Source organism: Desulfobacterales bacterium, from assembly GCA_028704555.1.
In the GTDB taxonomy this organism is placed as follows: Bacteria; Desulfobacterota; Desulfobacteria; order Desulfobacterales; family JAQWFD01; genus JAQWFD01.
In genome coordinates, this window is sequence record JAQWFD010000028.1 from 1 (window position 1) to 15,919 (window position 15,919).

Sequence of the window (15,919 nt, forward strand, 5' to 3'; positions counted from 1 at the left end):
CTTGAAGCTAATATCCCGAACCGCCCGGTCCTTTGCGCTCTTCAAGACGGAGGTAAATTCAAGAACCGGCCGATCCTCCGCGTAGAAGAGGGTGGCCAGTCCTTCCAGCAGTCGTTCCTCCTGACGGGTCACCCGCGCTCTGGCCGTGATGATCCCTTTTTTCACGGGATAGAGAAATTTTGTTTCCGCTGAAATCGTTGCAAAATGGGTCTGGGGAGACACCAGGCTCTTGATGGCCATAACCACCGCGGTATCGGCCAGGCTGACGAGCGCGCCGCCATGCATCAGTCCGGCGCCCTGCGCAAAATCGAAGAGAAACGGCATGGTCAGGGTGGCCTGCCCGTCCAAGGCATCGATGATCTTCATGTGAAGCAGCCGCTCGAACGGCGCGCAACTGATCCAGCTGTCCAGCTCGAATTTATGCGGTCCGGTAGATATCTGTTGTCTGTCCATTTCTTTTCCTGATTTAGCATCCATCATGTCATCCATTTTTTACCATCTTCCTTATATACAATTTGACGGCCCTGTAAAAAGTCATATTCAGCCCTCATTTGTCATTCACCTAAAATAAGAAATTCAGTTATTTCAGCATGTTCTGGATTCCCGCCTACGCGGGAATAACGGGTGTGGGTACTGAGAATGTAAAAATTTCCAGTATGATTACCGGGCCCGATGCTGAGGATCAGGGATTTTTCCCGGCGATATATTTTATCATCTGGCCGATGACCATGGAGATGACTTCCCGGGCAAAATAGTTGTCCGGCAGGGTTTTCATGACAAAGCGCGTCATCTCTTCGGTGCTGCGGGCCAAATCCCGGGTTCGGGCCCAGGAGGCCTCGAGCATCTTTCGGGTTTCCAGTGCAGAATTCATGGAGGCTGTCATGAAACCGGGTACATCCGGTCCGGTCACCCCGCCATAATGGGCGGCCAGAACCGCCTCCATGTCATATGCGGAGATCTTTCCGAGGCTTTCGATATACAGATCAAAATTTGAATTGGCGACCGTAAAAATTTCATCACCACAGGGAATGCCCCCCGAATCGGACGTGAACATCGCCTTGATCGCCGGGACGTACACCGCGATCGAACAGGAGGAGTGCCCGGGCACCTCGAGAATCTCAAGGGTTAAATCGCCACAGCCAAGCCGATCCCCGCTGCTGACCGTTTCTTCGACATCCACCCCGGTAAAAACCAGGCCCAAGTGCTCAGCCGCCTCTTCCCTTCCGTACTGTTTCAGAACAATGCGGTTATACCTCTCGCAGGCATCGATGACCTTCTGAAGACGCAACCGCTCCTGCGTTCGTTCGGTAGCCGTCACCGTCATCCAGGGCCATCGTTTTTTAAAAAAGGGAACGATCCCGCAGTGATCAAAATGGGAATGCTGAATAACGATCCGGCGGATTTTTTCTTCATCTATGTCAAACGCCTGCAGCTGTTCGAGAACTTCCGGCACAATATGGACCATACCCCCGCCCAGCAAAACATATTCGCTGCCGCCATCGAGCAGATAGACACAGGACTCTTTCCTGCCCAGCATCAGGATACGATCCGTGATTTTTCCGGGTGTTTCAATTTTCATAAGCGATTAGCACTTTAAATCAGTTATCATCCCCCTTTGTCAGCCGCATGGCGAACCCGGGTCAAAAAAATAACAGGAACCCCTTCAGCGGCTCATCCCTGATCCGCATGTCCTGCGTTTTATGTCAAAAACGACTTTGCGTAAATCAATCCGTAAATTGACATATCCAGTCGTAAGCGGAACCGCTTTTAATCTTTTTCAATTTCAAACAATACTTATACATACTGGCGTTGTATATCGTATTGACGAGTTCCACCGGATTGCCATTTTCGTCGTACATGATTCTTTCCGTAAAGAGTATCGGAGAACCGGGTGCAATTTCCAGATGAGCCGCCGTTTCCTCGTTGGCAAAAAAACTTTTCGAAGTTTACGCCTGTATGCAAAAAAAGTCAATCAAATCAACTGATTGTTTGTGAGGCTTACTGACTTATGCAGTACGGGCAAACGCGAAAATTAACGGATAAATCAGGCAGATACGCTCAGATTTCGAAAAGCTGTTATGGATGGAGACTGTTTAGTAAACCTTTTACAGATTTGGAGTCAAGCCCAAAAAAAAGGCGATTTGAACAGTTTGCGCTTCTTAACGCTTCATGGCCCCGGCATCTTTTCCCCGGATCGCACCATATCATACGCCGGCAACGGGCGGGACTTCGAAACTACACGTAAGAATATGGCCGCAGTTATGGATCAAGCCCGCATAACGATTTTTATGAGGCAGTTGGCTTGAAAATTAATCCCCCGCCGCAAGCAGCAGGATATTAATTTAGTTATCAGCGTAAAATCATTCTGAGCTTAAACCAAAACGGCCGGCCCTTTTTAGGGCCGGCCGTTTAATTTGTTACAACCTGCAGATGTATCTGATCCGTTATAAATCAGATATCCAGCATACTGACTTCAAGTGCGTTATTTTGGATAAATTCCCGCCGGGGCTCTACCTCATCTCCCATGAGTATGGTGAAAATTTCATCGGCTTCCACCGCATCCTCCACCCTGACCTGAAGCAATTTTCTGTTTTCTCTGCACATGGTGGTTTGCCACAACTGTTCCGGGTTCATCTCCCCGAGGCCCTTATACCGCTGGACAGCCAGACCCTTTTTCCCTTCATTAATTAAAAAAGAAAATAGCGCTCGTTTATCCGCGCAATTTACGGATTCTTTTTCCCCTTCTATATTCACTACATTGAAAGGCGGTTGATCATACGCACTGATCTGTTTGCCCAGTACGATAAGATTCTGAAAATCAGCAGAATAGACCAGCGAACGGTTAATGGTTATTTCATGCCCGGAGGTTAAACTCTGCCGGATCATGTCTTCATCCAGCACGTTTTCAGGCGCAATCACCGTTAATTCATAAATACCGCGTTCTTCACTCCAGATAAGCTCCTGCGTCCGGTATCCTTTGTCGACCAGGTTCTGTTTTAACTGCAGCATTTTATCCTGGTTTTTCAAAAAGGCTTTTTCCTCAAATCCATAATGAATCAACAGCTCAATAAGATCCTGAGGCACCGCCTTTTTTTCAAACCGTTTCATGATCGCAAAATAGTCGGCAAGATTCCCGACCAGGGTATACAGGATATGCTCCTTCAGGCTTTGTTGATCGCCAGAGGTTTCAACTCGCTTTTGACTGCACACCCGTTTGAGCAGATATTCATTCAGATCCGCTTCGGTTTTCAGATAAATTTCCTGTTTTCCCTTACCCACCTTCAAAAGCGGCGGCTGCGCAATATATAAATATCCCCGATCAACGACTTCCGGCATCTGCCGAAAGAAAAATGTCAGCAACAGGGTTCGAATATGAGATCCGTCGACATCGGCATCCGTCATGATAATGACCTTGTGATACCTTATTTTTTCAATATCATATTCTTCATCGCCGACGCCTGCCCCTAACGCCGTAATAATATTCTTAATTTCTTCACTGCGCAGGATCTTGTCAAACCGGGCTTTTTCAACGTTCAAAATTTTACCCCTGAGTGGTAAAATGGCCTGAAATTTTCGATCTCTGCCCTGTTTGGCACTGCCGCCTGCCGAATCTCCCTCAACCAGAAACAGCTCTCTTTCAGCCGGATCGGAACTCTGACATTCGGCCAGTTTCCCGGGCAGGGTTGAATCCATCAACGCGCCTTTTTTCCGGGCAATCTCACGGGCCCGTTTAGCGGCATCCCTGGCTCTGGAGGCATCGACGGCCTTGCCAATTATTTTTTTCGCAACCAACGGATTTTCTTCAAAATAGGTTCCGAGACTCTCATTCATCAAGGATTCGACCAGACCTTTGACTTCGCTGTTGCCCAGTTTGGTTTTGGTCTGTCCTTCAAACTGAGGATCTTTAATCCGGATGCTCACCACGGCGGTCAGCCCTTCCCGCACATCATCTCCGCTGATTTTGATATTAAGATTTTTCGGCATATTGCCGTTGGTGGCAAACTGATTAATTGATCGGGTCAACGCCGCCTTAAATCCGATCAGATGAAATCCGCCCTCGACCGTATTGATGTTGTTCGCAAAGGATAAAAGCGTTTCCGTATATTTGTCATTATACTGAATGGCGACATCGATCTGAACATCGTTTCTTTCCCCATGGATGACAATGGGGTCATGTAACGGACTATGACGCTTGTTCAGATATTCAACAAACGATTTCAATCCCCCTTCATAATGAAACTCTTCTTTATTATCCGATCGTTCATCTTCAATCATGATCCGGAGCCCTTTATTCAGAAAGGCAAGCTCCCTGAATCTGCGGATCAGGGTGTCATAATTAAAAATCAGGGCAGTGAAAATCTCGCAATCCGGTTTGAAATGTACCAGGGTTCCCCGGCGGGTCGTATCGCCGGTAATCGTCAGTTCAGTGGTTTTATGACCTCTTGAATAGGACTGGGTATAAATATGGCCGCCGGAATAAATTTCCAGGTTCACAAACTCTGAAAGAGCGTTGACCACTGAAATTCCCACCCCGTGCAGGCCACCGGACACCTTGTAAGAGTCATTGTCAAACTTTCCTCCGGCATGCAGTTTGGTCATCACCACTTCAACAGCCGGAACACCTTCGGTTTTATGAATTCCGACCGGAATTCCTCTTCCGTTATCAAGGACACTGACGCTGTTGTCGGGATGGATTTTCACCTCGATGTAGTCGCACACGCCGGCCATGGCTTCATCGATACTGTTATCCATAACCTCGTAAACCAGGTGGTGAAGTCCTTCAATATCGATATTTCCGATATACATGGAGGGTCGTTTGCGAACCGCCTCCAGCCCCTCCAGTACTTTAATATTATCTTCGTTATATATATTTTCTTTAGTCATATTCTCATCGGCATAATTATACTTAAGTAATGATTATTTTTTTCTTCCTCAATGACACAGGGTTTTTCCGCATCGATAATCGTAACTATCACGTTTTCGCTGTCAATCACATTCAATGTATCAATAAAATATTTTGGATTAAACGCAACCTCAATCGGCTCTCCGCTGAACTCGATAGCCATATCCTCCTTGGACTCGCCAAGCTCCGGATTGATTGAAGTAATCTCGAGGCTATTTTCCCTGAAATTAAATATCACCCCTTTATAGGTGTCAGATGCCAGAATAGACATCCGTTTGAGCATCATTAAAAACATCTGCCGGTTGATGGATATAACATTTCCATCCCTTTTAACGACAATCGCGGAATATTCCGGAAAATCTCCTTCCAGGAGCCGGATACTGATGATTTCAGATTCTTTCTTTAATATAAAATGATTGTGTTTGAATCCGATCCGGACAGTTCCTTCTGAATCTAAAAATTTATGAACTTCCTGAACCCCCTTTTTAGGGACGATAACCCCCGGCCCATCCGGCATCCGAATGTCCGCTTCAAGCACATGATCCACAAGGGTAAGTCGGTTTCCATCGGTAGATACGATTCTGAACACCCCGGCACCCTCTTTGGTAATTCTTTCCATATAGACACCGATCACATGGGCCCTTGAATCGTCAGCAACGGTGGACAGCAATGTTTTTTCAAACATTTTTTTCAGAACAGCCGATTCGATATCGAAAAATTCGACATCATCAAATACCGGAATATCGGGAAAATCATCTGAACTCATTCCCACAATGTGATATTCAACCGTATTATTTTTGATTTCGATCCATCTGTTTTCCTTTTCATGGATCATAATATCGCTGTTGGGAAAATCTCTGACAATTTCATAAAATTTCCTGGCATTGATGGCAATGACTCCTTCGGTCTCGATGGTGGCGGCAAAAAAACCTTCGAAGCCGGTTTCAAGATCTGTCGCGGAAATCAAAATACCCGAATCCCTGGTTTGAATCAAAACATTCGCCGTAATGGCCAGATTGGTTTTGCGACCGGTTAATCCCTGAACCTTTGACAACACATCGAGTACATCACGTTTATTGATGGTAAACTTCATGATATAAATCCTTCATGTTAACTTCAGGAATTAATCCATTGTTTAAGCTGTGGAACCAGCTGGTTGTCCCACTGGTCCGACACCCTCAGCTGAATGAACTGCTGATACAACCGATCGATTAATTCTACAACTTTTCCATAAAGAAAGACTTTTTCCAGAACAGCGCCTTCGATATCATCTTTTATCTCTACTATCGCGGTTTCAGGTGGTTTGAGACCGGTTACATTCAGGCTTTCACCGGTAAGGGCAAATTTCCACTGAAAATCACCTTCCGTATAGACCAGATTGATCTGGGTTACCACAGCGCCTTTTTTCAATGCCAGAACGCCTTCCTCCAGTCCGGCATCATCCCCTTTAATGGTAACGCTTTCATGGGTATCGTCATCGATTCGTTTTTCCAGAACAATTCGATTTCCAATCGCTAAGGACGCACTTTTCCCATCCTTGTTTAAAAACCGTTCCTGTTCTTTTTCGATGACAAACCACAGCCAGGTTAAAAACTCACAGCCTAAAAACTTATATCGATTGTAGGATACAGAAAGATCAAGCATATATTACTCCATAAATAACGTTGGAGACAGTTTTTCGAGACAATCATTCTGGCTGTCGGATAAACCGGCGGTCAACTCTGCGCAGGTGTATGGAAACAGTCGAATCAGTCTCACACCGAAGGATTTTGAAAACAGGGTTTCCAGCTCTTCGTTAGCCGCTTTCTGGGTCGAAAAAAACCATACCACAGCGTTTTCATAATCCCACATCAGATCATAGATATTCGGTGTGGACGGAATGCGAAGATTGAGGCGGTTAATCACCTCTTCCTTGAGCATTTTTTTTTCATTTTGGGAAAGGTACTCTCTTCCACTGTCAGCCAGACGTTTTGCCGATGCAATTTTGAAATGTTTTTGAATCACCTTGGCCGGTATCGATTTTTTATCGATTCGCAGTGAGAATACCAGCAGCTCTCCGATACTAAAAGAAGATCCTTCAAAATCCGGGTGAAACGAATTTTCAAATGATGTCCAGCCAACCGCTCGGTCTGGAACATCATCATCAATATCTCGAATGACATATTTTTTCAACCCATCGGCAATTGTGTCAAGAACAGGTTGTTTGAGGTTCCCTTCGACCTTATAGCGTGTCAGAGATACCGTAGAGGACAAAAGACCCATTATACATCTCCGGTGTACGTTCAGTTACAATCGAATAGATCCAGATGGTTGGATATCGTTTTTCAATATGTTGCAGGATGTACGTTAAAAAACTTATCCTATATTGCCTGAATATTATTTACAAGATTTTTTTGAAACTCTTCAAAAGAGCGGCTTTCCGTAATTTTTTCATCGTGGATAAGAGCAGATTATATTAATCTCTTTTATTATTTATATTAATATAACTAAAAGAAATAATAATGATGTCAATAAATACAATAACTTTATAAGTGACTGATAAAATTAGCTAATTTTATCAGATATAGTATCTTAAAACTCATTGAGAAAATTGTTTAAAATATGTGTCATATCAACACCGCAATAAATCGTGTTGATAAATAACAATTCATTAACACGATTTTCATCACTGTTTATACAGATATAAACGTTAATATTATTCCTGTAACCCGCAGAAATACAATTTTCAACTTAAACATCAATAATCAACGCCGCTGGAAAAAATATGAGAAAGGGTTTCGGGAAGATCTGTTTTTCTTAAATCCGTTAATTTGATGTCGCCAATACCCTGTATAAAAAAATACATCGAAATTTGATTTTTAAAAACTGTTTTATAATTCATCTATAATATATTTAATAAAATATAAAAGATATGTAAGGGGGGATGATAAGTATAACAACTATCATAACTCTTTTATATTATAAAAAAAATAAATCATACAGACCCTATGAAAACATTGTGCAGATAATGTTTGAAAATTAAAGCATATGATCATAAGAATGGAAAATGTATATAACTGACACAATATTGACGATCGTATCATCACCATTTAGCGGTTTATGAACAACCGCTAAATGAATTGTTTATAACTTGTTTATAACTGACTTTTTGAATGAATTATTATGAAATTTATTGCGGACTTACATGTTCACTCCCACTTTTCGAGAGCAACGGCCAAAAATCTGGACCTGGAACATATCAATATGTATTCCCAGCTGAAAGGAATTCAGGTGGTCGGAACCGGGGATTTCACCCATCCCGGCTGGTTTGCCGAAATTAAAGAAAAACTGGTTCCTGCAGAAGAAGGTCTTTTCCGACTCAAAGATGATATTCAGCAGGCCTGTGATGATAACGTTCCATTATCCTGCCGTCAGCCGGTCCGATATCTGCTGACATGCGAGATCAGCAATATTTATAAGAAAAACGGCAAAACCCGGAAAAACCACAATCTGGTCTTTATGCCCGATCTGGATACGGCAGCAGATTTCAGATCCCGACTGGAGCGGATTGGAAATATCCGATCTGACGGACGACCGATTTTAGGACTGGATGCGAGAAATCTTCTTGAAGTGGTGCTCGACACCTCTGAGCGGGCCTTTCTGGTACCGGCACATATCTGGACGCCCTGGTTTTCGATGTTGGGGTCCAGATCCGGGTTTGATTCGGTCAAAGAGTGTTTTGAAGATCTCACGCCCCATATATTTGCGGTGGAAACCGGTCTGTCTTCAAATCCGTCCATGAATTGGAGGGTGTCAGATCTTGACGGGCTGACGTTGATCTCCAATTCGGATGCTCATTCGCCGGCCAAGCTGGGCCGGGAGGCCAACTGGTTTGATACCCAGCTGTCCTATTCGGCTATCCGGAACGCTATGGAAACCGGGGATCCTGCACAGTTTCTCGGCACCTTTGAATTTTATCCGGAACAGGGGAAGTATCATCTGGATGGACATCGAAATTGTGATATCCGGTGCAGGCCGGATGATTCCATCCGGTATAAAGGAATCTGTCCGGTATGCGGAAAGCCCCTGACTCTCGGGGTGCTGTACCGGGTGGAGGCCCTGGCCGATCGGCCGGAAGGCGGAAGGCCGGAAAAGACACATCCGTTTTACAGTCTGATTCCCTTAACGGACATACTGGCTGAAATTTTCAAGGTCGGACCCGATACCAAGACGGTTCAGAGCCGGTATCAGACAGCGGTAAATGAACTGGGACCTGAATTTGATATTCTTCATTGCCTGCCCGTACAGGAAATTGAACGGATCGGCATTCCCCTGCTGGCAGAGGCCATTAACCGGGTACGTCAACAGCAGGTGAGTATTCTTCCCGGATATGATGGTGAATATGGTACGATTAATATATTTGATATAGATGAGCGAGAGCGACTGAAAGGCCAAAAATCCCTGTTTACGGTTCCGGTGCCTGATAACCGAAGCGACGGGTTCCGTAAAATGCGTTTGATTTCCAAATCTTCCGATGTAAAAGTTTCACCTCATCAGAAAAGGATGAATACGATCCATTCTGAGCCGGTCCAACAGTCTCTGTCCGTACCGGATCGGTTAAATTTAACGATCTGCGGGTTAAATGACCGGCAGAAGGAAGCGGTCTTTCACCATGAAGGACCGATCATGATTGTGGCCGGACCGGGCACTGGAAAAACCCGCACCATTACCCATAAAATGGCCTATCTCGTCGTGGAAAGGCAGGTTTCGCCCGAGCAGATACTGGCCGTTACCTTTACCAGTAAGGCCGCCCGGGAAATGAAAGACCGTATTCGGCTCCTGCTGGCACCTTCCAAGGTACTGCCATGGGCCGGAACGTTTCATTCCCTGTGCTTGAAGATATTGATTTCTCTGGAAGACAAAACATCCGGCAGCACCGGTTTTTTTATTCTGGATGAAGCGGATCGCCGATATATGATCCGTGAAGCAGTTCGTCAGCTCACAGGCGCCGGCATTGAACCGACCCTTTCGCCCAGTGCGCTGCTTGACAGGATTGTAACGGCCAAACAGCAGATCATCAGCCCTGAGGAAAATCTGGATACGGTTGTCGGAAATTTGCAGATCAATGAATTCAGAGCGGTATACACCAGATATCAACATCTTTTAGCTGTTGAAAAATGCATGGATTATGAAGATTTGATTTTTAATGTGGTCCGTATACTCGAAACCGATCCGGCGTTTTGTGAGGTTTGCAGACAACGGTATCCGTATATTTTTGTCGATGAATATCAGGATCTGAATCATGCTCAGTACCGGATGATCAAAGCCCTTGCGCCCGGAAAGGCCGATATTTGCGTGATCGGCGATCCGGATCAGTCCATTTATGGATTCAGAGGATCGGATACCGGTTATTTTGCGCGTTTTATCGATGATTACCCTTCGGCCAAAGTGGTCCGGCTGACGCAAAATTATCGGTCTTCCGAAACGATTTTACAGGCATCTCATCAGATTATTTTTTGTCAGCATCAAGAAGACAGTTCCCGGATTTATTCAAATATCGACGGGGTCAAAACCATATCGATTCTTGAACAGGGAAGTGAAACGGCCGAAGCGGTGGCCATCGGTAAGCAGATAGAACAACTGGTTGGCGGAATCGGGTTCCATTCGATGGATTTTGACCATGTGGACCCGTCAAACGATATGCGGTCGTATAGTTTTTCAGATATTGCGGTATTATTCCGGACAGGGGTGCAGGCGAACGTATTTTCCGATATATTTGATGCCGCCGGTATTCCGTTTCAACGGGTCAGCCGGGACAGCGTGTGGGGATCAGAGCCGGTATGCCGGCTGATATCCTTGCTGAAACTGACAGATGGCCTGGGATCATATGCGGATTTTGAACGGGTGCTGGCGGCAATTGGACATCAGTCCGGGAAAAAGACATTGGACTCGTTCAAAACATGGGGGTATCAAAATGATTTCGGGATTCAGGATGCCATGATCCATGCCGTCCGGTTGCCCATTGCCGGTATGAGTCTGTTCCAGCAGAAAAAAATATATCACAATGTGACCCTGTTACTCGAACTCAGTGATCAGGTGAAAAATCTTACCGTTGATCAGAAACTGATGTATTTTATTAAACATACCCATGGCGGTGAGCTGAGCAGCGGCACCATCCGCATTCAGGAAACAATAGATGATCTGATCAGGCAGGCGGCGTCGTTCGGAACAGACAGCCGGGAATTTCTTTCGATGATTGCACTGCAGACCGATACGGATACCTGGAATCATCAGGTGGAAAAAGTGTCGCTGATGACCATGCATGCCGCCAAGGGGCTGGAGTTTCCCGTGGTATTTATCTCCGGATGTGAAAAAGACCTGATTCCTTTGAGCCGGCCGGATCAGGCCTCGACGGATCCGGATGAAGAAAGAAGGCTGTTTTATGTGGCCATGACCCGGGCAAAAGAAAGGCTGTATCTGACATATTCCAGAAAGCGCATGGTATATGGTAAATGCCGGATCAGAGAACCGTCTCCGTTTATTCCGGAAATCGAAATCCGTTTGAGGACCCATGAGACGGGCAGGATAAAATCTGACCGGCACGATAAGGACGGCGGGCAGGTGCAGCTGAAATTATTTTAACAGTGTATGAATATTTTTTGCCGCGGATTTACGCGGATAAGCGCGGATCAATTTTTTCTTTTTGAACAACGTTGTTTTTTTAGCCACATAAATTAAAAAAAAGTTGATAGCCAACGGTGTAGGGGCACGATGCATTGGCCCGATTTCGGACGGATAGACCGTAGAATGTTTATAAGTACGGAGTTATTGACAATTTTGTTGTGGGGAAATGATATGGATAAAAGACTGATTCAATCTATGGATCTGAATAATCATCAGGTGTTAAAAATTTACGACGCATCAAGAAAAATTACCGGAGGGCGCTGGTTTATCACCATGATTTCCGAAATTGAAATTACGGTGGATGAAACCGCTTTTGCCGGTTGTGAAGGATCATTGCCGGATATCAGCGATATCAGAAACGCGCTGGGTGTGACCGTTACATTCGAACAAAAAAGAGAACGGGTGTTTATTGATGAAAAGGAAAAGGATCGGGTGCTTAAGGAAGTATGTGATTTTTTTCTCGACAGTTCCCTTTCGTATCTGTCCCATGCCGATTTTCCGGGGAAATTTATATTGAGACAGTATGACCAGTATCGGAAAAAACAGGCCTGGTACCAGGAATAATCCGGCGTTGTTGGTAAGATTGTTTATAACGTGTTGATAAGCACAAACCGGTTTGCGCTTTTGATTTTAACAGACGGATATAATGAAATTTGTCTCACGCTCCAAAGGCCGGAAAAAATAAAAATTATTTTTGCGGTCTGGATTGGATCACATAAGGCTTTATCCTGAGGCCCTATGCTCGTTCAATATTTTGTTCATCATGTCCGTAACTATGTTGATATAATGATTATAACTTTTTAAGTCACTAAAAATATTCGTCATTTTAAGTGCTGGGGTGTCTGCCCGGCAAGGCACGAAAGCGGATCATCCGCTATATTCCCAGCTTTCGAAATGCAGGCAGGATGTATCGGTGCTTAAAAGGTAAAGTTGTTTTTGAGGAAGCCCTGACGATGGCCGGCGCTGAGGTCATGATCAGAAAATGTTCATAAACCTGTTGATAAGGTGTTTATAAATAATTTTGTATGGGAATAGAACCGTCTTGAAAAGTTGCTGTAAACAGTTTGTTTTCAGTGTCATGGCAGGGATTGTGTGGATGAGCTTTCCAGCGTCCGGCTATCCGGATATATACCGGTATATCAATAAAGAAGGGGTGATGTGTTTTACCAATGTTCCAACCTCGTCACAATACAGTGTTTATATCCGGGAAGAACCGTTGAATTCGGATCGATTTCCCAGGGATCAATATGATCACATCATCGTCCGGGCCTCTGATACCTTCGGGGTCCCTTTTTCCATGATAAAGGCGATGATAAAGGTGGAATCCGATTTTAACCCAAAAGCCGTGTCCCTGGCAGGAGCGATGGGGTTGATGCAGATTATGCCGGAAAATTTTACGGTATTGAATCTTGAGGATCCGTTTGACCCTTATGAAAATATCATGGCGGGATCACGATTTTTCAAAAACCTTCTTCAGCGGTATAATGATAATTTCCAACTGGCCATTGCAGCATATAATGCGGGGCCGGGAAAGGTTGACCAGTATAACTGTATTCCACCGATAAAGGAAACCCGGGAGTATGTCTCAAAGGTGATGAAATTTTATTACGTGTATAACCGGCAGGATGCGGATAAATAATTGGATAGCGCTCTTGCGGGCGGACATAGGGACCGCTATCGCTTGAGGAGCACTTCGTTTGAGGCAAAAGATAAGAAACAGAAAATTTTTAGTTTATAACATTCTTAAAGGCGGCAATGACGAGAACGTGATGCCATGCTCTAAAAATGAATTTGATCCATGCTATGATCAAGCCCAAAACTCCTATGCATCCAGAAAACCGAATGGCTCAGAATATCATGTCATGATCAATGATGGTTCCTTCTTTAACGACTCCGGCAGTATTTTTCGTGTTTTTAATCCGGACACGTCCTTTGATGGAAACCTGATCTTCAAAAAACACATCTCCTTTAATTGACAATGATTCACATTCTATGAGTGAAGGCGTTGAAAATTGAAATCGGGCATTCAGGTCATCGATTTTCCCGTAATAGCGGGGATCCAGAGACAGTTTCGGGAGGTCGAAAAGTCGATCCGGATTCATGATCAGTTGAAAATTTTCGGTCAACTGAAAACAGTCTGACCGGACGGTGAGCAGATCGTCGCATTTTTTCACCGGAAAAAAACGGGAACGCGGCACTTTTACCGCTATTGACCCTTCAAATAAAGATATGGCCGATCCCATTGCCGTTTCAATCTGAAATACCTTCGGACTGTTCATATCCCTGGGATCGATCGTTTTCGGATTGACAATCATGGGAAGCTCTATGGTTTGACGGGTTTGAGTCAGCTGCTTTAAAAATTGCAGATTGATCCAGATGTTATTCGTATTGAAGAATCGGTACCGGCAAATATTTTTAAAGGCTTCGATTTCTTCGTCAGGACACTGGGCCGATTCTCTGAGAAGCAGACGTCCGTTTCTGTGTCGGGCCAGATGTCCTCCTTTGGCGTCCGCCGGCGTTCTTTCGGCAACCTCCATCATGAACGGTAGTTGCTTTTCGGCAAAATATCCCAGAAGCGATGTATCCATGGTCGCTCCCAGGTTGTCCGAATTGGAAATAAAGGCATAGGTAATGCCCTGGCTCAGGAGAAAATCCAATATGCCCGACGTAACCATGGCTGTATAGATATCCCCGTGCCCGGGTGGATTCCATTCAAGTGACGGATTTTTCGGACAAAGGGCGGGTGACAGGTTGTCCTGCAGTATTTTCGGAAATTTATGCTGCATGAATAAAAGCGGAAATTCTTCAGGGTGGATGGCCTTCAGAGCGGCCATCGTATCGTCATGGGTACTGAAGCTGTTCATAAATGCCAGTTTTACATGATCGGCCTCTGCCTGTTTTGTGATGATTTCAAGGAATGAATATCCGTTTTTTATTTTGAGAAGGGATTTGGCCCGAGTCAGGCCCATACTGGTTCCAAGGCCGCCATTTAACACCAGCATCACGGCATGCCCCAGCATTTGATTTCCGTAATCGGCATACGGCTTGAGATGTCCGGAAGTCTCTATTTCGTCCGGATCCACAGGCCTTATATCTTTGTCATACACAAGACCTGTGGATCCGGATACCAATTTTTTATAATAATATGCAAACGTATCGATCGCTACTTTTGGGAGCCCTTCGATATCCATTTTTTTGATGAATGACGGAAGATGGTTCATATATTTTATGTCCGGCCCCTTTTAAGCATTGATTAAAATCAGGAAATATTTATACCGGCTCAATCCAGCCCGCTGTATCTTCGGATCTGCCGTATTGAATATCCGTGATGGCCGTAAAGAATTTTTGAGCCAGTGGTCCAACGTTCCCATCGGCCACGCGGATCACCCTGTCCCCGTATTTGAGTTCGCCAACCGGTGAAATGACCGCCGCGGTACCGGAGCCGAAAATTTCCTGCAGCGTTCCCCTGTCATTGGCCTCCATGACCTCGTCAATGCTGATTTTTCGCTCGGAGACGTTCAGATTCCAATTTCTGGCCAGCTGAAGAACAGAATCCCGGGTAATGCCCGGAAGAATGCTTCCGTTGAGCATGGGGGTGATTACTTCATTGTTGATGACAAAAAAAATGTTCATGGAGCCGACTTCTTCGATGTATTTCTGCTCTATCCCATCCAGCCACAGGACCTGTGTATAGCCGTTTTTATGGGCTTCTTCACCAGCGTACAGACTCGCTGCATAGTTGGCCGGGGTTTTGGCTTCACCGAGACCGCCTCTGACCGCGCGAACATGATCACGGGTGACCCAGATACTGACCGGATTGAATCCTTCCGGATAATAGGCACCGACCGGAGAAAGAATCGTAAAAAACCGGTAGGTGCTTGATGCCCTTACCCCCAGAAACGGATCCATGGCGATAACGGTGGGCCGGATGTACAGAGAGGTTCCGGCTGCTTTAGGAACCCAGTGCTGTTCAAGACGAATCAGTTCTTTTATTGCTTTCAGGACAAATTGTTCGTCCAGTTCAGGGATGCACAGGGCCCGGGCGGACTCATTGAACCGTCTGATATTGTCTTTGGGCCTGAACAGACGAATGTCTCCGGATTCTGTCCTGAACGCTTTGAGCCCCTCAAATATGGCCTGCCCATAATGAAGAACCATGGTGGACGGATCCATTTGGATAGGGCCATACGGCTCGATTCGGGGATTATGCCACCTGTTTTCAGGATCATAATCCATATTCAGCATATAATCTGTAAAGAGGGTTCCAAATCCGAGCCCGGAATCATCCGGCAGTGGTTTTAACTGCTGTGCTTTTGTAATATTAATCTGCATGTAAAACTCCTTCAGTAAGTC

General features: G+C 45.1%; 11 protein-coding genes and 1 pseudogene. 3 read left to right on the forward strand and 9 right to left on the reverse strand.

The genetic code is table 11. The features are described from left to right. The 7 genes and pseudogenes from PHQ97_11025 to rdgC all read right to left on the reverse strand — a co-directional run. Positions 1-489 (reverse strand): PaaI family thioesterase (locus PHQ97_11025; GenBank protein ID MDD4393265.1); only part of this gene is annotated, 489 nt, incomplete at its 3' end. A gap of 193 nt (positions 490-682) precedes the next feature. Next, positions 683-1,579, reverse strand: a complete 897-nt coding sequence (locus PHQ97_11030) for an MBL fold metallo-hydrolase (protein ID MDD4393266.1) — start codon at positions 1,577-1,579, stop codon at positions 683-685. A 145-nt stretch (positions 1,580-1,724) separates the two neighbouring features. After that, a pseudogene (locus PHQ97_11035) lies at positions 1,725-1,919 on the reverse strand (UTRA domain-containing protein). Positions 1,920-2,451: 532 nt separating this feature from the next. Beyond that, complete coding sequence (gene gyrB / locus PHQ97_11040; GenBank protein MDD4393267.1) at positions 2,452-4,884, reverse strand: DNA topoisomerase (ATP-hydrolyzing) subunit B; 2,433 nt, start codon at positions 4,882-4,884, stop codon at positions 2,452-2,454. Next, the gene (gene dnaN / locus PHQ97_11045) at positions 4,881-5,996 is read right to left on the reverse strand and encodes a DNA polymerase III subunit beta (protein MDD4393268.1); all 1,116 of its coding nucleotides are present in this window, start codon (positions 5,994-5,996) and stop codon (positions 4,881-4,883) included. The genes gyrB and dnaN overlap by 4 nt, the downstream gene beginning before the upstream one ends. A 23-nt stretch (positions 5,997-6,019) precedes the next feature. Next, positions 6,020-6,547 (reverse strand): hypothetical protein, encoded by a 528-nt coding sequence (locus PHQ97_11050; GenBank protein MDD4393269.1) that lies wholly within the window; start codon positions 6,545-6,547, stop codon positions 6,020-6,022. Between the two features lie 3 nt (positions 6,548-6,550). After that, positions 6,551-7,165: a recombination-associated protein RdgC gene (rdgC, locus tag PHQ97_11055; protein ID MDD4393270.1), complete on the reverse strand. Its 615-nt coding sequence runs from the start codon at positions 7,163-7,165 to the stop codon at positions 6,551-6,553. 900 nt (positions 7,166-8,065) lie between these two features. Here rdgC and PHQ97_11060 point away from each other — a divergent pair. The 3 genes from PHQ97_11060 to PHQ97_11070 all read left to right on the forward strand — a co-directional run bounded on the left by PHQ97_11060 (position 8,066) and on the right by PHQ97_11070 (position 13,205). Then, positions 8,066-11,524 carry a UvrD-helicase domain-containing protein gene (locus tag PHQ97_11060; GenBank protein MDD4393271.1) on the forward strand — a complete coding sequence of 1,153 codons (3,459 nt, stop codon included), beginning with the start codon at positions 8,066-8,068 and terminating at the stop codon, positions 11,522-11,524. Between the two features lie 213 nt (positions 11,525-11,737). Continuing rightward, positions 11,738-12,130 (forward strand): hypothetical protein, encoded by a 393-nt coding sequence (locus PHQ97_11065; GenBank protein ID MDD4393272.1) that lies wholly within the window; start codon positions 11,738-11,740, stop codon positions 12,128-12,130. Between the two features lie 532 nt (positions 12,131-12,662). Next, positions 12,663-13,205, forward strand: coding sequence for a lytic transglycosylase domain-containing protein (locus PHQ97_11070; GenBank protein MDD4393273.1), 543 nt, complete (start codon positions 12,663-12,665; stop codon positions 13,203-13,205). Between the two features lie 208 nt (positions 13,206-13,413). Here the strand turns inward: PHQ97_11070 and PHQ97_11075 are convergent, their stop codons facing one another. Both PHQ97_11075 and PHQ97_11080 read right to left on the reverse strand, forming a co-directional pair. Next, complete coding sequence (locus tag PHQ97_11075) at positions 13,414-14,787, reverse strand: UTP--glucose-1-phosphate uridylyltransferase (GenBank protein MDD4393274.1); 1,374 nt, start codon at positions 14,785-14,787, stop codon at positions 13,414-13,416. 49 nt (positions 14,788-14,836) lie between these two features. Continuing rightward, complete coding sequence (locus PHQ97_11080) at positions 14,837-15,898, reverse strand: branched-chain amino acid aminotransferase (GenBank protein MDD4393275.1); 1,062 nt, start codon at positions 15,896-15,898, stop codon at positions 14,837-14,839. Positions 15,899-15,919: the final 21 nt, after the last annotated feature.

What these genes read in the sequence shown, in the direction of transcription:
- PHQ97_11030 (MDD4393266.1), bottom strand. Translation starts at nt 1,579, where the DNA reads ATGAAAATTGAAACACCCGGAAAAATCACGGATCGTATCCTGATGCTG.
- gyrB (MDD4393267.1), bottom strand. Translation starts at nt 4,884, where the DNA reads ATGACTAAAGAAAATATATATAACGAAGATAATATTAAAGTACTGGAG.
- dnaN (MDD4393268.1), bottom strand. Translation starts at nt 5,996, where the DNA reads ATGAAGTTTACCATCAATAAACGTGATGTACTCGATGTGTTGTCAAAG.
- PHQ97_11050 (MDD4393269.1), bottom strand. Translation starts at nt 6,547, where the DNA reads ATGCTTGATCTTTCTGTATCCTACAATCGATATAAGTTTTTAGGCTGT.
- rdgC (MDD4393270.1), bottom strand. Translation starts at nt 7,165, where the DNA reads ATGGGTCTTTTGTCCTCTACGGTATCTCTGACACGCTATAAGGTCGAA.
- PHQ97_11060 (MDD4393271.1), top strand. Translation starts at nt 8,066, where the DNA reads ATGAAATTTATTGCGGACTTACATGTTCACTCCCACTTTTCGAGAGCA.
- PHQ97_11065 (MDD4393272.1), top strand. Translation starts at nt 11,738, where the DNA reads ATGGATAAAAGACTGATTCAATCTATGGATCTGAATAATCATCAGGTG.
- PHQ97_11070 (MDD4393273.1), top strand. Translation starts at nt 12,663, where the DNA reads ATGAGCTTTCCAGCGTCCGGCTATCCGGATATATACCGGTATATCAAT.
- PHQ97_11075 (MDD4393274.1), bottom strand. Translation starts at nt 14,787, where the DNA reads ATGAACCATCTTCCGTCATTCATCAAAAAAATGGATATCGAAGGGCTC.
- PHQ97_11080 (MDD4393275.1), bottom strand. Translation starts at nt 15,898, where the DNA reads ATGCAGATTAATATTACAAAAGCACAGCAGTTAAAACCACTGCCGGAT.